Consider the following 18,984-nt stretch of genomic DNA (forward strand, 5'->3'; position numbering starts at 1 on the left):
AGCGCGCGCTATTCGGAACGGATCTTCGGGGGTTGCGGCGGCACGAAGCTGATGATCTCGTCATTCTCCGCAGGCGTCGGCTTGTTGGCGTCGGTGAAGAGATCGAGCCCGCCGCCGGCGCGCTTGACCGCGATCGGCTCGCCGCCGTCGGGAAGCCGCGCGCGATAGTCGGCAAAGCCGAACTGGTCGGTGAGGCGGGTGCGCCCGAATCCCCAGCCGTCGGCGATTCGGCGCTGCAGATCGTCGACCGTCGCCGCGCTTTCGAGCAGGATCGGCGCGCGCCCTCCTCCGCGCTGGGCCGGCGCGGTCTGCGCCATCTTCTCATAGCCCATTTCGGGGCCGAGATCGGCGCAGACCAGGGCGTTGTAGGAATCATTGTCGCTGGCGGCGAGCAGCAGCTGGAACTGGCCAAGGTCAAGATCGTCGGCGGTGACTTCGTCGAGCACTTCGCCGCGATAGGTGGTCAGGTCCGCGCGCCGCGCCGCGCGCAACGCGAAGGTCGAGGTGTCGGCAATCGTCACTGGATAACCGAGATGCTTGAGATAGGCGCCGAACGCGGTGGTCCAGTCGTTGGCGCCGACGATCAGCACGCCTTCGCCCTTGCCGAGATCGATGCCGAGCCGCCGCGCGACCCAGCCAGCGGAAAAGCCGTGCGCGAAGATCGTCACCGCGACCACGGCGAAGCTCAAGGGGACGAGCGCGCCGGCTTCGGCAAAGCCCGCTTCGGTCAGGCGGAACGCGAACAGGCCGAGGATCGCGATCGCGACGATGCCGCGCGGCGCGATCCAGGCGATGAACAGCCGCTCGCGCCACGGCATCGCGGTGAACAACAGGCTGGAAAGTACGGTCAGCGGGCGCACCACGAACAGCAGGAGCAGCAGAAACAGGACGAATTCAATCCGGAACGCGCTAATCGTTTCCCAGTCGAGCGTCGCCGACAGAATGATGAACACCCCCGACACGAGCAGGACGGCAAGGTCCTCCTTAAAACGGTGTAGCGCGCGGCTGGTGTGGATCGGCTTGTTGGCCATCACCACGCCCATGATCGTGACGGTGATAAGGCCGGTTTCATGCTTGATGAGGTCGGCCAGCACGAAGCCGGCGATCACCGTGACCAGCAGTACCGGTGCCTTGAGATACTCAGGGACCAAGCCGCGCGGGAACAGCCAGGTGATCGCGTAGCCGAGCGCGACCCCGATCAGCGCGGCGAGCGCCGACGCCGCGCCGACTTCGGCGGCGATCGCACCGACATCGACCGAGCTGCCTTCATAGGTGACATAGCTGAGGATGCCGACCGCGAGCAGCGCGCCGATCGGGTCGTTGACGATCCCTTCCCATTTGAGCGTGTCCGACACCCGGCGCGGGACGCGCAGCGTGCGCAGCATCGGCCCGATCACGGTCGGGCCGGTGACGACGAGTACTCCGCCGAGCAGCAACGCGACGTCCCACGACAGCCCGGCGCCGTAATAGGCGGCAAGCGTGCCCAAGGCCCAGCCGATTGGCACGCCCAGCACGACCAGCCGCAGCACCGGCCATCCGGCATGGCGCAGCTCGCGGAAATTGAGGCTGAGGCCGCCTTCGAACAGGATCACCGCGACCGCCAGCTTGATGATCGGTTCCTGCAGAACGCCCAGGTCGCGATCGGGGACGATGATTCCGGTCACCGGCCCGGCGAGGATACCCGCGATCAGCATCAGCGCGATCGCCGGGCGGCCGGTGCGCCACGCCAGCCACTGCGCGCCGATGCCAAGGATGCCGATCAGCGCGAATTTGACGAGCAGCGAGTCGATCATTCGGTAAGTCCGGCGGATGGTGTAGGGTGGCTCGGCGACATGGTGAAAGGCACTAGCATGGCGGTATTGGGTATCGGGGGGATTTTCTTTCGCGCAGCCGATCCCGACGCGCTTTCGGCATGGTATCGCGAGCATCTGGGCGTCGGCGCGGGCTGCAATGCCGAGGGGACCGGCGATCCCAGCGAATGGTTCTGGAAGGTGCAGGGCGGCCCGGTGGTATTCGCGCCGTTCAAGGCGGACAGCGACTATTTCGCCGCCGACAAGGCCTATATGCTCAACCTGCGCGTCGACGATTTGGACGGGATGCTCGAGCAGTTGAACGCGAGTGGCATCGCGATCGAGACGCGCGACGAATGGGATTCACCCGAAACCGGTCGCTTCGCGCGCATCCACGATCCCGAAGGCAACGCCATCGAATTGTGGGAGATGCCGCCGCAATAAGCTAGGCGAGTGCGATCACCGGCCGCCAAAGCTGTAGGTAAGCGCCACCCCGCCCGAAAGCTGGTCGCGGCTGCCATAGTCGCGCACCAGCGGCGAGCGGCCGGCATCGGCGATGAGCCGGTCATACTTGGCATAGCCGGAGACGCCCCAGCGCGGGGTCAGCTGGCGCAGCACGCCGATATTGGCGCCAACCGCCTGAACGCCGCCGTCCGGATCATAGGCGGCGACGCCGGTGGCCGTGGCGACATCGGGCGTGACGCCGAAATAGGCGCGCTGATAGCGCCGATCGGTGAGCGTCAGCCGCGGCCCCGCCGCGACCAGCCATTTGTCGCCATCGCGCAGGATATAGTCGGCGCCGATATTGGCGATCCATCCCTTATGCCCGCCAAGCCCCTTGCGGACCTCGCCGCGCAGGCGCAGCGCCGGAAGCAACTGATATTGGGCAAAGCCGCCGACTTCGACGGTGAAGCCGACCTCGGGCACGGCGACGTCGATCTCGCCGGTGCTGCGTTCGCCTTCGAAGCCGATCGCCGGGCCGACTGCGAAACCGCCGCGGTTCCACACCGGGAAGCCGGCACTTTCATCGGGCGCCTCGAACGCGAACACGTCGTCGCCGCGCGCCCGTGATACGTCGATGAACGGGCGCAGCGAAACGCCCGATGCGCCGGGATAGCTCGGTACCAGCTGCGGACCCAATCCGACGCGCCAGCGCAGTGGTTCGTCGGGCACCGTATCCTGGGCCTGCACCGCGGCCGGGGCGACCAGGAGCGCGAGGGCCAGGGCGGGGAGCACCAGCGCGCTCCGATGCGGCGCGTTCACCGACGCCCGCCGGTCATTGCTGTTTGGGTGCCAATACCATCAGCATCTGGCGGCCCTCCATGCGAGGATAGGCCTCAACCTTGCCGTCCTCGGCAGTGTCGGCCTGGACCCGCTGGAGCAAAGCCATGCCAAGCTGGCCGTGGCTCAACTCGCGGCCGCGGAAGCGCAGCGTGATCTTGACCTTGTCGCCTTCGCCCAGAAAGTCGTGAACCTTCTTCATCTTCGTATCATAGTCATGATCGTCGATGTTCGGACGCATCTTGATCTCCTTGATCTCCTGCGTCTTCTGGCTCTTGCGGGCGATATTGGCCTTTTTCTGGGCCTCGTATTTGAACTTGCCGACATCGAGGAACTTGGCGACGGGGGGGTCGGCGTTCGGCGACACCTCGACCAGGTCGAGCCCGACCTCGGCAGCCTGCTCGATCGCCTCGCGCGTGAACATGACGCCCAGATTCTCGCCCTCGTGATCGATCACGCGGACCTTGGGCGACTGGATGAACTCGTTGAAGCGGGGGCCGTTCATCGGCGGTGGCGCCTGCGGGCGCCGCATCGGGGGTCGTATAGTGCTATCTCCTAGGAACGTTGACACGTCAACATAGGGGCAAATGCGTCATCTTGAAAGGCGCGAAGCGCGCCCGGCGCGCTTTCGCTCAATGGAGCGTGTCGAGCCGGATCGAAAGATCGGGAAGCAGCAGCGGCGCGACCGTGTCGTGTGCCGCGTTCGGTAGTATCAGTCTCGTCCGCGGATGCCCTAGCACAGATCCGGCGGCGTCGCCTCCTTGGTCAGCATCGCGATCGCGTCGTCGAGCGGCATCACCTGCTGCCCCTGGCTGCCCAGGGTGCGGATCGCGACGGTGGCCTCCTCGGCCTCGCGCTTGCCGATCACGAGCAGATACGGGACCTTGGCGAGGCTGTGCTCGCGCACCTTGTAGTTGATCTTCTCGTTGCGCAGGTCGGGCTCGACGCGGATGCCCGCGGCCTTGAGCTTGTCGACCGCTTCGCCCGCATAGCCGTCGGCGTCGGACACGATCGTCGCCACCACCGCCTGCACCGGCGCCAGCCAGACCGGCAGCTTGCCGGCGAAATGCTCGATCAGGATGCCGATGAAGCGCTCGTAGCTGCCAAAGATCGCGCGGTGGAGCATGATCGGGCGGTGGCGTTCGCCATCCTCGCCGACATAGCTGGCGTCGAGGCGGTCGGGCAGCACTCGGTCCGACTGGATGGTGCCGACCTGCCACGTGCGTCCGATCGCGTCAGTCAGATGCCATTCGAGCTTGGGTGCATAAAAGGCCCCTTCGCCGGGCAGCTCTTCCCAACCATACTCCTCGGTAGCGAGCCCCGCCGCGACCACGGCGTCGCGCAGCTCGTTCTCGGACAGATCCCACATCTCCTCGCTGCCGAAGCGCTTGTCGGGGCGCAGCGCGAGCTTGATCGCGTAGGTGAAGCCGAAATCCTTGTAGATGCGGTCGGCGAGCGCGCAGAAATTGCGCACTTCCTCGACGATCTGGTCCTCGCGGCAAAAGATATGGGCGTCGTCCTGGGTGAACTGGCGCACGCGCATCAAACCGTGCAGCGCACCGTGCGGCTCGTTGCGATGGCAGCAGCCATTTTCATAGAGGCGGAGCGGCAAGTCGCGATACGACTTGATCCCCTGGCGAAAGATCAGGACGTGCGCCGGGCAGTTCATCGGCTTCAATGCCATCCAGTCGGCGTCGTCGCTGACGATCGGACCTTCGTCCTCGGTATTGGGAACCTCGTCGGGGATGACGAACATGTTTTCGCGATACTTGCCCCAATGCCCCGACTGCTCCCACTGGCGCGCGTCCATCAGCTGCGGCGTCTTGACCTCGCGATAGCCGGCACCATCGATCGCGCGGCGCATATACGCCTCCAGCTCGCGCCAGATGATGTAGCCATTGGGGTGCCAGAAGACGCTGCCATGCGCCTCGGCCTGGAGGTGGAACAGGTCCATTTCCTGCCCGAGCTTGCGATGATCGCGCTTGGCCGCTTCCTCGAGCCGCATCAGATGCGCGTCGAGCTGCTTCTTGTTGAGCCAGCCGGTGCCGTAGATGCGGCTGAGCATCGCGTTGTTCTGGTCGCCACGCCAATAGGCGCCCGACACGCGCGTCAGCTTGAACGCTGCCGGATCGAGCCGCCCGGTCGAGGGCATGTGCGGCCCGCGGCACATGTCGAGCCATTCGCCCTGGCGGTAGATGGTCAGTTCCTCGCCGCTATCCTCCTTGGCGGAAAGTTCGGCGGCCCATTCCGCCTTGAACGTCTCGCCCTGTGCATTCCAGCGCTCGATGAGCTGCTGGCGGCTCCAGACCTCGCGCTGGAACGGCTCGTCGCGCGCGATGATGCGGCGCATCTCCTCCTCGATCGCGGGCAGGTCGTCCTCGGTGAACGGCCGGTCTTTTGGCGCGAAGTCGTAGTAGAAGCCGTCTTCGGTCGCTGGGCCGAAGGTGATCTGCGTACCCGGGAAAAGGTGCTGGACCGCTTCGGCCATGACGTGTGCGAGATCGTGGCGCACCAGCTCGAGCGCGTCCGCTTCGTCGCGCGCGGTGATCAGCGCGAGCCGTGCATCGCCGTCGAACGCGCGCGTCAGGTCGCGGACTTCGCCGTCGACCCGCGCCGCGATCGCCGCCTTGGCAAGGCCGGGACCGATCGCCGCGGCGACGTCCGCGGGCGTAGTTCCCGGCGCTACCTCGCGGACGGAGCCGTCGGGCAGCGTGATTCGGAACAGTGCGGACACGGGAAATCGCCTTTCGTTGCGGATGCGCGAGGCGCGGCTTATGCCGTCACACGGCGCGGCTAGGCAAGTCGTTGCGGGGGAACGGGCGATGATGATGACCGTGATCGTGGTGGCGGTCGTGTCGGGCGCATTGCTCGCGGGGGCGGCATGGGGGCTGTATGGATCGCTCTCGACCCGAACCGAGGGGTTTCTGGTAGCGCTCGCCGGCGGGTCGCTGATCGCATCGCTGGTCACCGAGCTGGTCGAACCGTCGATCGAGCGCTCGTCGCTCGGCGTCGCCATGGCGGGCATCGCGGGCGGGGCGGTCGTGTTCACCCTGCTCGACAGCTGGATCGAGCGCAGCTGGGGCAGCGAGTCTGGCGGCGGGCTGCTCGCGGCGATCACGCTCGACGGAATTCCCGAGAACCTCGCGCTGGGGGTCGCGTTGATCGGCGCGGGCATGCCGCAAATCGCGGCGCTGGCCGGATCGATCCTGCTGTCCAATCTGCCCGAAGCGGCAGGCGGCGCGCGCGACATGGCCAGGGACGGCAGAGGCAAGGGCAAGGTGTTCGCGCTGTGGGGCGCCACCGCGGCGCTGCTGTCGGCAGCGGCGATCCTGGGCAATCTGCTGCTGGCGGGCGTGTCCGAACACTGGCTGGCGGCGATCCGCTGCTTTGCAGCGGGTGCGGTGGTGGCGAGCCTGGCGATCGAGGTGTTTCCCAAGGCGTACAAGGACGACCACCAGATGGCGGGGATCGCCACCGCGCTCGGGCTGGTACTGGCCTTCGTGCTCGGCGATCTCGGGGGCGGCTGAGCCGGGTCAGGCGATGCCGAACGGCACCACCATGTTGCCCGCGCCGTGCCCGATCGCCGCACGGCCCAGATACGGCACGCCGAGCGCGTCGCACCAGCGCCGCACGATGAATTCGGGCGTCTCGCCGAACGGGGGATCATTCTCGACGACATCGCTGACCATGCCGAGCCGGACTCCGGCAATCCCCTTAAGCTGCGTCGCGTTACCGAGCTGGAACAGCATCCGGTCGATGCGATAGAGCGGTTCGGACACGTCCTCGATCATCAGCACATGGTCGGTCAGGTCGGGCAGCCAGGGCGTGCCGATCATGCTGGTCAGGATCGCCAGGTTGAACGCCGCCGCCGGGCGCCGCTCGCCCCCGGCGTCGAGGCTGGGTTCGAGCACGCGGCAGTCCTTGTTCACCAGCCAGGCGAGCGCGCGCCCGATCGACGCGCCCTGATCGGCGCGGCCGATCTCGAGCGGCATCGGACCGTGCACCGTGTGCCCGATGCGGCGGGCATAAAGCGCGCCGAGCAGGAAGCCCATGTCCGAATAGCCGAGATAGGTCTTGGTGCGGGCGGCGGGGCCGAGCTGCGGCATCACGCGATCGAGGATGCGGTTCGAGCCATAGCCGCCACGCGCGAACCAGATCGCGTCGATACCGGGATCGTTGGCATAGTTGAGGAATGCTTCGGCGCGTACCGCGTCCGAGCCGGCGAAATGGCCTTCGCTAGCGAAGCATTGCCGATGGACCGCGATCTCGACCTCGGGCGTAAACAGCGCCGCCAGCGCCTGGACGCGATCGGCCTGGACCTGCGTGATCGGGCGGGCGGGGGCGACGATGCCGATCTTCACTGCTGCCATCCCATTCCAAAGCCTTGCCCCAACTCTCCCCGCCCGATAGCGCGAGGCGATGCAGCACGGCAAATCCTACTTCTTCGTCGGCATCGGTGGGTCGGGCATGATGCCGCTGGCGATGATCCTTGCCGGACGCGGCGCGACCGTCGCCGGGTCCGACCGCGCGCTCGATCAGGCGAGGCTTCCCGCCAAGTTCGACGACCTGGCGGCCCGCGGCGTGGAGCTGTTCGCGCAGGACGGCAGCGGGATCACGTCGCCCGACCAGATCGTCGTCGCGTCGGCGGCGATCGAGGCGAGCGTGCCCGACATGATCGCTGCCGAGCGGGTCGGCGCGGTGCGCACGACGCGCGCCGAATTGCTCAGCAGCCTGTTCAACCAGTCGCCGCGCCCGATCGGCGTCGCGGGCACGTCGGGCAAATCGACCGTGACCGGCATGATCGGGTGGATATTGCATGCTGCCCGACGCGACCCGACGGTGATGAACGGCGCGGTGATGACCAATTTTGCGCATGCCGATGCACCGTTCGCCAGCGCGCTGGTCGGCGGCGGCGACGATTTCGTCAGTGAGGTCGACGAAAGCGACGGATCGATTGTGCTGTATCGTCCGCACATCGCGGTGCTCAACAATGTCAGCCTCGACCACAAGTCGCTCGCCGAGCTGCGGCAGCTGTTCGGCGATTTCTCGGCCAAGGCGCAGACCACGATCGTCAATATCGGCGATCCCGAAGCGGCGGCGCTGGCGGCATCGCTCGATCCGGTGCGGTTGGTGACGGTTGCGGTCGAGGGCGATGCCGATCTGATGGCGTGCGACCTCGAGCCCGAACCGTTCGCGATCGGCTTTACTCTGGTCGCGGGGGACGAGCGAAACGCCGTGCGGCTGGCGGTGCCGGGGCGGCACAATGTCGCGAATGCGCTGGCGGCAATCGCGGCGGCGCGCGCGGCAGGAGTGCCGCTGGCGCAAGCGGCGGCGGCGATCGAGGGGTTCACCGGGCTCAAGCGCCGATTCGAACTGGTCGGCAGCGCGCGCGGCGTGTCGGTGATCGACGATTTCGGGCATAACCCCGAAAAGATCGCGGCAACGATCGACACGTTGCAGGCGTTTCCCGGGCGTCTGCTGCTGCTGTTCCAGCCGCACGGATATGGGCCGTTGAAGGTGATGCGGCGCGAGCTGGTGGCGATGTTCGCGCGGCGGCTGCGCGAGGGCGACCTGCTCGTCCTGCCCGATCCGGTCTATCAGGGCGGCACCACCGACCGCTCGGTGACCAGCGCCGACATCGTCGCCGACCTGACCGCACAAGGCGCCCCCGCGCGCCACGTCCCCGACCGCACCGCCGCCGCCGCGCATCTGGTGAGCGCCGCCGCGCCCGGCGACCGCATCGTGGTGATGGGCGCGCGCGACGATACACTGGGACTGCTGGCGCGCGAAATGATGGAGATGCTGGGCAGATAGGCCTGGAAAGCAGCCTTGACATGGAAAGTAGGCTTGTCGTAAAGCAAACTTGTCATTGCAAGGAGCCGATCCGTGTCGCCCAAAGAAGCAAATCGCCGCTACCTTCGCCGCTTCTTTCCGAGCATGGGCGTCTATGTGGTGTTGCTGCTGGGATCGAACCGGATCCAGCATTGGTATCAGCCGACCGGCGCGGCGCTGTTTGCGCTTGCCATTCTCCCGGCGCTTCCAATTCTGGCGGTGATCTGGGCGCTCGGGATGGCGGTGATCGAGCAACCCGACGAGTATATCCGCCTGAAGCTCGTCAAATCGATGCTGATCGGCACCGCCATATTGCTGGCTGTCACCACCGTGTGGAGTTTCTTGGAGGACGCCGGGGTCGTGCCGCCCAAGCCGATCCATCTTGCCTTTCCATTGTGGTGCGCTGGCATGTTCCTGGGTCAGTGCTTCATCTGGATGCAGGAACGCGCCGCCGGAACCGGCGAATGAACAATCATCTGCGCAGCCTGCGCGCCGAGCGAGGGTGGAGCCAGCAGGCGCTCGCCGACCTGCTCGAGGTGTCGCGGCAAAGCGTCAATGCGATCGAGACCGGGCGCTACGATCCCTCGCTGCCGCTGGCGTTCAAGATCGCCGACCTGTTCGCGCTTCCGATCGAAGCCATCTTCGTCAATCCATCGCAGGAGCCGTCCGCATGATCCGCCTCGCCCTTTCGATCTCCATGGCGCTGGCTGCCGTACCCGCCGCCGCGCAGACCACGCCCTCCGCCGAAGGGACGCGCACCGCGCTCGCGCCTGTCGCGAGCCAGACCGACCATCTGACGATCATGACGACGATGGGGGAGGGGCCGCCGGTACTGCTGATCCCCGGCCTCGCCAGCCCGCGCACGGTGTGGAACGGCGTTCGAACCGACCTCGCCAGAAACCACCAAGTGATTTTGCCGGAGGTACGCGGCTTTGCCGGCGGCGATCCCGGCGGCAACGTCGAACCGGGCATGCTGGATGGTATCGTCGCCGATCTGGCCGAGTATCTTCGCAAGCGCGGCGGCGAAAAGGTCGCGGTTATCGGCCATTCGATGGGCGGGCTGATCGGGATGATGCTGGCGGCGCGCCATCCCGAACTGGTCGACCGGCTGATGGTGGTCGACGCGCTGCCATTCTTCGGTGCGCTGTTCGATCCGAACGCGACCGCCGCCTCGGTCGAGTCGCAGGCACGGGCGATGCAGGCGCAGATCGCGCAGGGTCCCGATGCCAAGGCGAGCACTGCAGTCACCAGCGATCCCGGCGGCATCTGGTCGAACACGCCGGCGGGACGCATCCAGGTCGCCAACTGGTCGCGTATGGCCGATCCCAAGGTGGTGGCGCAGGCGATGTACGAGGACATGGTGACCGACCTGCGCCCCGATCTGGGACGCATCACCGCCAAGCCCTTCACCGTCCTCTATGCGACCGGGGCGGGGCCGATGGCGACGGCAATCTGGGAGCGCGAATATAATGGCTCCCCGGCAACGCTGGTCGCCGTCCCCGACAGCTATCATTTCATCATGCTCGACCAGCCGGAGCGCTTCGCGCGCGAAGTGGCGACGTTTCTGGCGGATTAGCCCGCTGCCGCAGCGGGCGGTGCTTGGGGGCGGTGCGGTTTCCAAAGCGGCGCCGTCCCCCTATCTCCGGGCGCATGACCGACACCCCCGAGGCGCGCATCGCCTATCACCACAGCCCCGGCACCGGGCCGACGATCGTGTTCCTGCCGGGCTATGCATCCGACATGCAGGGCACCAAGGCGCTGGCGATCGAGGCCTGGGCGAAGGCTGAGGGCCGCGCATTCGTGCGCTTCGACTATCGCGGCTGCGGCGCCAGCGAAGGAAGCTTCGAAGACTTCACGCTCGCCGACTGGCGCGACGACGCGTTGATGATCGTCGATCGGCTGGTCGAAGGGCCGGTGGTGCTGGTCGGGTCGTCGATGGGCGGGTGGATCATGCTGCTGGTCGCCAGGGCGCGCCCGGATCGCGTCATCGGCATGGTCGGCATCGCGCCCGCGCCCGATTTCACCGACTGGGGATTTTCGCCAGAGGACAAGATGGTGTTGCTGAGCGAGGGGCGACTGGAAAAGGCCTCGCTTTATGGTCCCGAACCGACGGTGACGACACGTGCCTTCTGGACTTCCGGCGAATCGAACCGGCTGCTGTTCGGCTCCTTGCCGATCGGGTGCCCGGTGCGCATCGTCCAGGGCATGGCCGACCCCGAAGTGCCATGGGAGCGCAGCACCCGGCTGGCGCAACTGCTCGGTTCAGCCGACGTGCAGGCGTGGCTGGTCAAGGACGGCGACCACCGCCTGTCTCGCGACCGCGACATCGCGATGATCCTGCGCGCCATCGAGGAAGTGACGCCCCGCCCATGATCCTGCCGCTGATCCTGCTCCAGACGCTGGCGACGCCGGTTTCGGACGAATCGAAGCGCCATCAGGCGTGCGTCGACCTTGCGATCTCCAACCCCGCCGCGGCGCTGGCCGAGACGACCGAGTGGCAGCTGGCGGGCGGTGGCGCGCTGGCGCGGCAATGTCTGGGCGTTGCCTTTGCCACCCAGGCGAAATGGCCGGCGGCGGCGGTGGCGTTCGAGGACGCCGCGCGCACCGCCGAGCGCGCAGGCGACCGCCGTGCCGGGACCTTCTGGGCACAGGCAGGCAATGCCTGGCTGGCGGGCGGCGACACCGCAAGGGCACGCGCGGCGCTGGATACCGCGATCGGGTCGGGACAATTGGCGGAATTCGCGCTCGGCGAAGCGCATCTCGACCGTGCGCGCACGCTGGTCGCAGCGGGCGATCCCGGGACCGCGCGCACCGATCTCGACCGGGCGCTGCAATTCGCACCGGCCGATCCGCTCGCCTGGCTGCTGTCGGCGACGCTGGCGCGGCGCCAGGGCGACCTGCCGCGTGCTCGTACCGACATCGCGCAGGCGCTGAAGCGATCGCCCGACGACGCATCGGTGCAGCTCGAGGCCGGCAACATCGCGGTGTTCGGCAACGATGTCGCCGCGGCGCGAACGGCGTGGGAAGAGGTGCAGCGGCTGGCGCCGGGCAGCCCACAGGCAAAGTCGGCGGAGGCGGCGCTGCAGGGGCTGCCGGTGGAGTGATTTCCCCCGATGTGCTTCCCCACTCGGTTGGTTTCGAGCGAAGTCGAGAAACCGCCAAATGGTGCCCAGCCCCGTTTCTCGACTACGCTCTAAACGAACGGGGGAGTGCGGGTCACTTCAAATAGAAGTCCACCGTCGTCACCACGCGCACCTTCTTGAACGGCGAATCGGCGACGCCGTAGCCGGGCTGTTCGCCGTCGCGTGCTTCGATCGAGAAATAGCCCTGCGTTGCCGACTTGATCCCGCCGACGCTGGTGCCGCTGTCGTTGGCAAACTGCTCGGCCGACGCGCGCGCGTCCTTGGTCGCCTCGGCGACCATCGCCGGCTTGACGTCGTTGAGCCGGGTAAAGCTGTAGACCATGCCCGACCCTTCCTGCAGCACGACGCCGCGGCGGACGAGTTCGAACTGGCGCGCGACGGCGGCGCGGGCCTTGGCGATTTCGGTCGTGCGCAGTTGCAGCCGCTGGCTGATCGTGACGTTGGCCTGGCCCAGATTGTTATAGCCCTGCGACACGCCGGCACCCGCCGGGCTGAGCGCATCGGCGGGGAAGCCCAGTGCGCGAAAAAATGCCTCGATCGTAGCGGTATCGCGGTCGATGCTCGCCTGGACTTGTCCGAGATCCTCGCCCTGCTTGGAATAGTTGAGCGTCCACACCGCGAGGTCGGCGGTGACGTCGCGCTCGGCCAGCCCGCGCACCGTTACCGAGCGATCGGCGAGCCGCGCCCGCACCAGCCCGTTTCCGAGCAGATAGCCGCCGACGATCATACCGATCGCCAGGACGCCCGCCGCGATCAGCAGCGCCAGCGCACGATTGTCGAACAAGCGGCTTTGCATCGGATATTCCCCCACCATATGCGGTTGGCCGGTTCTGCGCATCCGCCGATGAACCGTTGCTGTATTACGATGAACGGAGCCGATTGGCCATGACCAAATATCTGCACACGATGATCCGCGTAACCGACCCAGACGCCACCATCGCCTTCTTCAATTTGCTGGGACTGGAGGAAGTGCGGCGCATCGAGAACGAAGCGGGACGCTTCACGCTGATCTTCCTCGCCACTCCCGATGCGATGAACGGCCCGGGCGAGCGCGCCGATGCCGAGGTCGAGTTGACCTACAACTGGGACCCCGAGGAATATGGCAGCGGGCGCAATTTCGGGCACCTCGCCTATCAGGTCGACAATGTCTACGACGCCTGCCAGCGGCTGATGGATGGCGGGGTGACGATCAATCGCCCGCCGCGCGACGGGTATATGGCGTTCGTCAAGTCGCCCGACGGCATTTCGGTCGAACTGCTGAGCGCCGAGCGGCTGGAGCCGGCCGAGCCGTGGGCCTCGATGCCGAATACGGGCAGCTGGTGATGCCGCTGGAGATCGTGCGCATCCCCGCGCTCGCCGACAACTATATTTTCCTGGTGCATGACGATGCCAGCGGCGAGACCGTCGTCGTCGATCCCGGTGCCGCCGATCCGGTGCTCGTGGCCGCGGCGGAGCGCGGTTGGACGATCGGCGCGATCTGGAACACGCACTGGCATCCCGACCACACCGGTGGCAACGCTGCGATCAAGGCGGCGACCGGCGCCACGGTGATCGCCCCGGCCGCCGAAGCCGCCAAAATCCCGACCGCCGACCAGCTGGTGAGCGAAGGCGATACGGTCACGATCGGTCATCATCGCGCCATCGTGCTCGAAACACCCGCACATACCGCCGGCCATGTCAGCTTTCACTTCACAGGCGACGCGCTCCTCTTCCCCGGCGATACCCTGTTCGCGATGGGCTGCGGCAGGCTGTTCGAGGGTACTGCCGACCAGATGTTCGCGGCGATGCGGCGCTTTTCGGCGTTGCCAGACGCCACCACGGTCTATTGCGCGCACGAATATACGCTGTCGAACGCGCGCTATGCGGCGGTGGCCGAGCCGGACGATGCCGATATCGCCGGGCGGCTGGCGGCGGTCGAGGCGCTGCGGGCTGCGGGCGAGGCGACCGTTCCGACCACGATCGGCGAGGAACGCGCGACCAATCCGTTCCTGCGCGCACGCGACGCGGCGCAGCTTGCCGAGCGCCGCGCGGCAAAGGATGCCTTGTGACAACATAGGATGCGGTCAGGCGCGCGCGTCTGCGTTATAGGAAGGCCCGGGGGGGATCATGGAGGTTGCGATGATCCGGATTGCTGTACCGATGCTGCTGATTCTGGCGGGATGCGCCACGAGCGCCGAACGGACCGCACAGCAGGAACAGCGCAGCGCCCGCGACGCCGCAGAACTGGCGGATCAGCTCGACGGACTGGTTGCGAGCGACACGCGCAATTGCCTCGACACCCAGACGCGCAGCTTTGCCACCGACGTCGTCGGCCCGAATATCCTCTACCGCGAATCGCGCGCGCGCATCTGGGTGACGCGAACCAGCGGCGACTGTTCGGCGGGCGGGCGCGATCCGGTTCTGGTCACCCGGTCCTTCGCGGGGCAGTTGTGCCGGGGCGACATCATCCGCTCGGTCGATCGCAGCGGCGGCATGCTGGTGGGGTCGTGCGCGGCGGGCGAGTTCACGCTCTACAAGCGCCCTGAAGGGAACGAGACATGATCCGGGCCCTGGCAGTGGCGACCTGTGGCCTGCTGCTCACGGGCTGCACGCCCAGCCCCGAGCAGCAGGCGGCGACCGACGCGCGCGCCGATGCGCGGCTGGCGAGCGCGATCGGCGACCGCGTGCCAGGCACGGCGCAGGACTGCATCGATCCGTCGCTGATCGACGGGCCGCAGGTGGTGGCGCCGAAAACGGTGATCTATCGCGAAAATGCGTCGCGCATCTGGGTCAGCACCGCTGAGGGTTGCCCGTCGCTGCGCGCGACATCGACATTGATCGTCGATATCTACGGCAGCAATCTGTGCCGCAACGACCGGTTTCGCACGATCGATCCGGGCAGCAGCATCCCTGGTCCCTATTGCCGCTTCGGCCCGTTCACGCCGTTCGACAAGCCGCGCTGATCGAAACCAGTAGCCGGGCTGTACTCCGGCGCTGGCGGTCGCAAGGCTTCGGTCGCCAAGGCTCCGGCTTTCGCCGGAGTACGGGAGCTTCGGATCGGAACAGGATTCACCGCCGCAGCAGGAATACGGCATGCTCTGCGAACAGATTGGCGGCAGCGGAGCGGGTGCGCTTGTCGCCGCTCAGGAACCACGCATCCTCTACGGTGATGCCCCGCTCGGCGACCATCGCGCGAAAGTCGTCGATGGTGACGTGATGGATGTTGGGCGTGTCGTACCAGCGTTCGGGCAGCAGACGCGTCACCGGCATGCGTCCGCCCCACAGCAGCGACGCGCGCACTTGCCAGTGCGCGAAATTAGGGAATGACACGAATGCGCGGGTGCCGATCCGGACGAGATGGTCGAGCACGATATGCGGCCGCCGCGCGGTCTGGAGCGTCTGGCTGAGGATGGCATAGTCGAACGCGGCGTCGGGATAATCGCCAAGGTCGGCGTCGGCGTCGCCCTGGACCACCGACAGGCCGCGCGCGACCGCCGCCGCGACGTTGGCGGCATCGATCTCCAGCCCGCGCGCATCGATGCCGCTGCGATCGCGCAGCGCCGCCATCAGCGCGCCGTCGCCGCAACCGATGTCGAGCACGCGGCTGCCGGGTGGCACCTTGGCAGCGATGATCGCCAGGTCGGGGCGCAGCGCGGTCATCTTTCCCCGGCCCTCAGGAACCCGTCGATCACTCGGTTCATCTCGGGCGCGTCGAGCAGGAAGGCGTCGTGTCCGAACGGAGAGGACAGTTCGACGAAGCTGGCGCGCGCGCCGGCGGCGTTGAGCGCGTGGACGATCGCGCGGCTGTCGCTGGTCGGATACAGCCAGTCGGTGTCGAAACTGATTACCGCAAAGCGCGCCGTGGTGTGGCGAAAGGCGTTGGCGAGCAGCCCGCCATGCTCCTCGGCCAAGTCGAAATAATCCAGCGCGCGGGTGATGTAGAGATAGGAATTCGCGTCGAAGCGATCGACGAAGCTGATCCCCTGGTGCCGCAAATAGCTCTCGACCTGGAAATCCGCGTCGAAGCCGAAGCTCTTGGCCCCGTTCGGACGCTCGGGACTGTGTTGCAGTCGGCGGCCGAATTTCTCGGTCAGCCCGGCTTCGGACAGATAGGTGATGTGCGCCGCCATGCGCGCCACCGCCAGCCCGGCGGTCGGCGGGGCGCCATCGCCATAATAGGCTCCCCCGCGCCAGTTGGGATCGGCCATGATCGCCTGCCGCCCGACTTCGTGAAAGGCGATGTTCTGCGCCGAATGCCGCGCGGTCGAGGCGATGACGACCGCGGCGGCGACGCGATCGGGAAAGGTGCTGGCCCAGGACAAGGCCTGCATCCCCCCCATCGAGCCGCCGATTACCGCGCGCAGCCGCGCCACCCCGAGATGATCGAGCAGCATCGCCTGTGCACGCACCATGTCGCGAATGGTGATGACGGGGAACGCCATGCCCCAGGGCTGGCCGGTCGCGGGATTTTCGCTGGCCGGTCCCGACGAACCCATGCAACTGCCCAGCACGTTGGCGCAGATCACGAAATGCCGCGCCGGATCGACCGGCAGTCCGGGACCGATCAGCCGCGTCCACCAGCCGGGCTTGCCGGTCACGGGATGCTCCGACGCGACATAGTGGTCGCCGGTCAGTGCGTGGCAGATCAGCACGGCGTTCGATCCATCCGGGTCGAGCGTGCCATAGGTCTCGTAGGCGATCTCCACCGGCGACAGCAGCATGCCGCCGTCGAGCCGCAGCGGCCCGGCAAGCGTGACATGGCGCCTGAGCCCAAAGCGTGCGTCGTCCGGCATGGCGTGCGCGGTATCGCCCGTCGCCGCTGCGTTCAAGCCGCGACCTTGCCTTGACGGTGCAACTGCGCCAGTGGCAGCCGCCATGAACGCACCCGTCCCCAAGCCGTGGATCCTGGGCATCGCTCCGTATGTTCCCGGCCGATCGACCATCGACGGCGGTACCGTGGTCGCCAAATTGTCGTCCAACGAGAATCCGCTGGGCACTCCGCCGGCCGCGCGGGCGGCATTCGACGCGGCGCTGGGCTCGCTCGAGCGCTATCCCGATCCCGCGGCGACCGCGCTGCGCGAGGCGATCGCACAGGCCCACGATCTCGATCCGGCGCGGATCATCTATGGCACCGGGTCGGACGAAGTGCTGCATCTTGCTGCCGGTGCCTTTGCCGGGGTCGGCGACGAGGTTGTGTTCGTGCGCTATGGCTTTGCCGTCTACGAGATCGCCGCGCGGCGTGTCGGCGCGACCCCGGTGATCGCGCCCGACCGCGACTATGCCACCGACGTCGATGCGATCCTCGCCTGTATCACGCCCAACACGCGGGTGGTATTCGTCGCCAATCCCAACAACCCGACCGGTGCCTATGTCGCAGGCGGCGAGATCGCGCGGCTCCACGCGGCGCTGCCGCGCGACGTGCTGCTGGTGATCGACCAGGCCTATGCCGAATATCTGGCACCTGAGGACGACGACGGCGCGCTGGCACTAGCGCGCGAGGCGGGCAACGTGCTGGTCACGCGCACCTTCTCCAAGATTTACGGGCTGGCCGCCGAGCGGATCGGCTGGGGCTATGGCTCGGCCGAGGTGATCGACGCGCTGCACCGTATTCGCGCGCCGTTCAACGTTACCACGGCAGGACAGGCGGCGGCGATCGCCGCACTTGGCGACGCTGCGTTCGTGGAGCGCAGCCGCGTGCACAATGCGCAGTGGCTGGCGTGGTTCGAGGATCAGATCGCCGCGCTCGGCAATGCCGGGCTGCGCTGCGTCCCGTCCAAAGCCAATTTCTCGCTGGTGCTGTTCGAAGGGCCGGTGACGGCCGAGGCGGCGTATCACGCGCTGCTGGCACACGGCTTTATCGTGCGCTGGCTGCCCGGACAGGGGCTGCCGCACGGGCTGCGTATCACCATCGGCACCGAGCAGCAGATGCGCGGCATCGCGCAATTGCTGCGCAGCATCATCGCAGCATGAGCGCGCCGTTCGACCGGCTGGCGATCATCGGGCTGGGACTGATCGGCTCGTCGCTGGCGCGCGGTGTGCGCGCAGCGCTGCCCGGCGTGACGCTGGTCGGATATGATGCCGACCCGGCGGTCCGTGCGACGGCGCGGCGGATCGGCCTTGCCGACACCATCGCCGACCTGCCGGGCGAGGCGGTGCGCGGCTGCGACGGAGTGATCCTGTGCGTGCCGGTCGGTGCGATGGGTTCAGTCGCGGCGGAGATCGCCGCCGACCTCGATCCCGCCGCGATCGTCAGCGACGTCGGTTCGTGCAAGGCGAGCGTGGTCGATGCGCTGCAGGCCGCGCTTCCCGGCGCGGTCATCGTTCCGGCGCATCCCGTCGCGGGCACCGAGCGCAGCGGTCCCGAGGCGGGGTTCGCGACCTTGTTTCGCCAGCGCTGGTGCATCCTTACCCCGCCCGAGGGCACCGACCCTGCCGCGGTCGATCGCGTCGCTGCCTTGTGGCGTGCGCTGGGATCGGATGTCGAGATCATGGCGCCCGACCATCACGATCGCGTACTCGCGGTCACCAGCCATCTGCCGCATCTGATCGCCTATACCATCGTCGGCACCGCGTCGGACCTCGAGGAGATCACCCAGTCCGAGGTCATCAAATTCTCGGCGGGCGGATTTCGCGACTTCACGCGCATTGCCGCTTCGGACCCGGTGATGTGGCGCGACGTGTTCCTTGCCAATCGCGAGGCCGTGCTGGAGATGCTGCAGCGCTTTTCCGAGGACTTGTCCGCGCTGCAAAGGGCGATCCGCTGGGGCGAGGGCGACGCGCTGTTCGATCGCTTTACCGCGACCCGCGCGATCCGCCGCTCGATCGTCGAGCAGGGGCAGGACGATGCCCGCGAGGATTTCGGACGCAGCCACGACTGAGCGAGCCCGATCGGAGGGTCTTGCCTCCAGCAGCCATGCATTGGGTCATCACCAGCGGTGCGAAGGTGTCCGTGCTCGACA

Annotated in this window: 22 protein-coding genes; 14 read left to right on the forward strand and 8 right to left on the reverse strand. The window is 67.2% G+C overall.

Features of this window, described 5'->3' with window-relative positions; genetic code table 11:
• Positions 1-8 precede the first annotated feature (8 nt).
• Positions 9-1,793 carry a cation:proton antiporter gene (locus tag FHY50_RS12715; RefSeq protein WP_166745443.1) on the reverse strand — a complete coding sequence of 595 codons (1,785 nt, stop codon included), beginning with the start codon at positions 1,791-1,793 and terminating at the stop codon, positions 9-11.
• 57 nt (positions 1,794-1,850) lie between these two features.
• Between FHY50_RS12715 and FHY50_RS12720 the strand changes: the two genes are divergently transcribed.
• On the forward strand, positions 1,851-2,234 hold the full coding sequence (locus FHY50_RS12720) for a VOC family protein (RefSeq protein ID WP_140231458.1): 384 nt from the start codon (positions 1,851-1,853) through the stop codon (positions 2,232-2,234).
• 15 nt (positions 2,235-2,249) lie between these two features.
• Here the strand turns inward: FHY50_RS12720 and FHY50_RS12725 are convergent, their stop codons facing one another.
• The 3 genes from FHY50_RS12725 to thrS all read right to left on the reverse strand — a co-directional run bounded on the left by FHY50_RS12725 (position 2,250) and on the right by thrS (position 5,805).
• Positions 2,250-3,026, reverse strand: coding sequence for a MipA/OmpV family protein (locus FHY50_RS12725; protein ID WP_166745444.1), 777 nt, complete (start codon positions 3,024-3,026; stop codon positions 2,250-2,252).
• 40 nt (positions 3,027-3,066) lie between these two features.
• The gene (gene infC / locus FHY50_RS12730; RefSeq protein ID WP_140231300.1) at positions 3,067-3,603 is read right to left on the reverse strand and encodes a translation initiation factor IF-3; all 537 of its coding nucleotides are present in this window, start codon (positions 3,601-3,603) and stop codon (positions 3,067-3,069) included.
• 201 nt (positions 3,604-3,804) lie between these two features.
• Positions 3,805-5,805, reverse strand: coding sequence for a threonine--tRNA ligase (thrS, locus tag FHY50_RS12735; protein WP_140231301.1), 2,001 nt, complete (start codon positions 5,803-5,805; stop codon positions 3,805-3,807).
• A gap of 88 nt (positions 5,806-5,893) precedes the next feature.
• Between thrS and FHY50_RS12740 the strand changes: the two genes are divergently transcribed.
• Positions 5,894-6,598 carry a ZIP family metal transporter gene (locus FHY50_RS12740; RefSeq protein ID WP_140231302.1) on the forward strand — a complete coding sequence of 235 codons (705 nt, stop codon included), beginning with the start codon at positions 5,894-5,896 and terminating at the stop codon, positions 6,596-6,598.
• Between the two features lie 6 nt (positions 6,599-6,604).
• On the opposite strand, the gene FHY50_RS12745 is transcribed toward FHY50_RS12740, so the two are convergent.
• Positions 6,605-7,432, reverse strand: coding sequence for an LD-carboxypeptidase (locus FHY50_RS12745; protein WP_140231459.1), 828 nt, complete (start codon positions 7,430-7,432; stop codon positions 6,605-6,607).
• A 58-nt stretch (positions 7,433-7,490) separates the two neighbouring features.
• Between FHY50_RS12745 and FHY50_RS12750 the strand changes: the two genes are divergently transcribed.
• The 6 genes from FHY50_RS12750 to FHY50_RS12775 all read left to right on the forward strand — a co-directional run bounded on the left by FHY50_RS12750 (position 7,491) and on the right by FHY50_RS12775 (position 12,007).
• Entirely contained in the window at positions 7,491-8,885 is a 1,395-nt protein-coding gene (locus FHY50_RS12750; protein WP_140231303.1) for a glutamate ligase domain-containing protein, read from the forward strand.
• A 72-nt stretch (positions 8,886-8,957) separates the two neighbouring features.
• Positions 8,958-9,371, forward strand: a complete 414-nt coding sequence (locus FHY50_RS12755; RefSeq protein ID WP_140231304.1) for a hypothetical protein — start codon at positions 8,958-8,960, stop codon at positions 9,369-9,371.
• Positions 9,368-9,577 (forward strand): helix-turn-helix transcriptional regulator, encoded by a 210-nt coding sequence (locus FHY50_RS12760; protein ID WP_140231305.1) that lies wholly within the window; start codon positions 9,368-9,370, stop codon positions 9,575-9,577. The genes FHY50_RS12755 and FHY50_RS12760 overlap by 4 nt, the downstream gene beginning before the upstream one ends.
• Complete coding sequence (locus FHY50_RS12765) at positions 9,574-10,479, forward strand: alpha/beta fold hydrolase (RefSeq protein WP_140231306.1); 906 nt, start codon at positions 9,574-9,576, stop codon at positions 10,477-10,479. Before FHY50_RS12760 ends, FHY50_RS12765 begins: the two co-directional genes overlap by 4 nt.
• Positions 10,480-10,553: 74 nt before the next feature.
• Complete coding sequence (locus FHY50_RS12770; protein WP_140231307.1) at positions 10,554-11,276, forward strand: alpha/beta hydrolase; 723 nt, start codon at positions 10,554-10,556, stop codon at positions 11,274-11,276.
• A complete protein-coding gene (locus tag FHY50_RS12775; protein ID WP_140231308.1) occupies positions 11,273-12,007 on the forward strand; it encodes a tetratricopeptide repeat protein in 735 nt (244 codons plus the stop codon). The genes FHY50_RS12770 and FHY50_RS12775 overlap by 4 nt, the downstream gene beginning before the upstream one ends.
• Positions 12,008-12,119: 112 nt before the next feature.
• Here the strand turns inward: FHY50_RS12775 and FHY50_RS12780 are convergent, their stop codons facing one another.
• A complete protein-coding gene (locus FHY50_RS12780; RefSeq protein WP_140231309.1) occupies positions 12,120-12,842 on the reverse strand; it encodes an SIMPL domain-containing protein in 723 nt (240 codons plus the stop codon).
• Between the two features lie 89 nt (positions 12,843-12,931).
• On the opposite strand from FHY50_RS12780, the gene FHY50_RS12785 reads away from it, so the two are divergent.
• The 4 genes from FHY50_RS12785 (at position 12,932) to FHY50_RS12800 (ending at position 14,988) form a co-directional block, all read left to right on the forward strand.
• A complete protein-coding gene (locus FHY50_RS12785; protein ID WP_140231310.1) occupies positions 12,932-13,369 on the forward strand; it encodes a VOC family protein in 438 nt (145 codons plus the stop codon).
• Positions 13,369-14,094: a hydroxyacylglutathione hydrolase gene (gene gloB, locus FHY50_RS12790; RefSeq protein ID WP_140231460.1), complete on the forward strand. Its 726-nt coding sequence runs from the start codon at positions 13,369-13,371 to the stop codon at positions 14,092-14,094. The genes FHY50_RS12785 and gloB overlap by 1 nt, the downstream gene beginning before the upstream one ends.
• A gap of 70 nt (positions 14,095-14,164) precedes the next feature.
• Entirely contained in the window at positions 14,165-14,587 is a 423-nt protein-coding gene (locus tag FHY50_RS12795) for a hypothetical protein (RefSeq protein ID WP_140231311.1), read from the forward strand.
• Positions 14,584-14,988, forward strand: coding sequence for a hypothetical protein (locus tag FHY50_RS12800; protein WP_243846647.1), 405 nt, complete (start codon positions 14,584-14,586; stop codon positions 14,986-14,988). Before FHY50_RS12795 ends, FHY50_RS12800 begins: the two co-directional genes overlap by 4 nt.
• Before the next feature lie 106 nt (positions 14,989-15,094).
• Here FHY50_RS12800 and metW read toward each other — a convergent pair whose 3' ends face one another.
• Together metW and metX are read right to left on the reverse strand one after the other, a co-directional pair.
• Positions 15,095-15,685 (reverse strand): methionine biosynthesis protein MetW, encoded by a 591-nt coding sequence (metW, locus tag FHY50_RS12805; protein WP_140231312.1) that lies wholly within the window; start codon positions 15,683-15,685, stop codon positions 15,095-15,097.
• Positions 15,682-16,818 carry a homoserine O-acetyltransferase MetX gene (metX, locus tag FHY50_RS12810; protein WP_140231462.1) on the reverse strand — a complete coding sequence of 379 codons (1,137 nt, stop codon included), beginning with the start codon at positions 16,816-16,818 and terminating at the stop codon, positions 15,682-15,684. Before metX ends, metW begins: the two co-directional genes overlap by 4 nt.
• Before the next feature lie 82 nt (positions 16,819-16,900).
• Between metX and hisC the strand changes: the two genes are divergently transcribed.
• Positions 16,901-17,995 (forward strand): histidinol-phosphate transaminase, encoded by a 1,095-nt coding sequence (hisC, locus tag FHY50_RS12815; protein WP_140231313.1) that lies wholly within the window; start codon positions 16,901-16,903, stop codon positions 17,993-17,995.
• Positions 17,992-18,903 (forward strand): prephenate/arogenate dehydrogenase family protein, encoded by a 912-nt coding sequence (locus tag FHY50_RS12820; RefSeq protein ID WP_140231314.1) that lies wholly within the window; start codon positions 17,992-17,994, stop codon positions 18,901-18,903. Before hisC ends, FHY50_RS12820 begins: the two co-directional genes overlap by 4 nt.
• Positions 18,904-18,984: the final 81 nt, after the last annotated feature.

The sequence above is a fragment of the Sphingomonas japonica genome (genome assembly GCF_006346325.1).
Taxonomy (GTDB): domain Bacteria; phylum Pseudomonadota; class Alphaproteobacteria; order Sphingomonadales; family Sphingomonadaceae; genus Sphingomonas; species Sphingomonas japonica.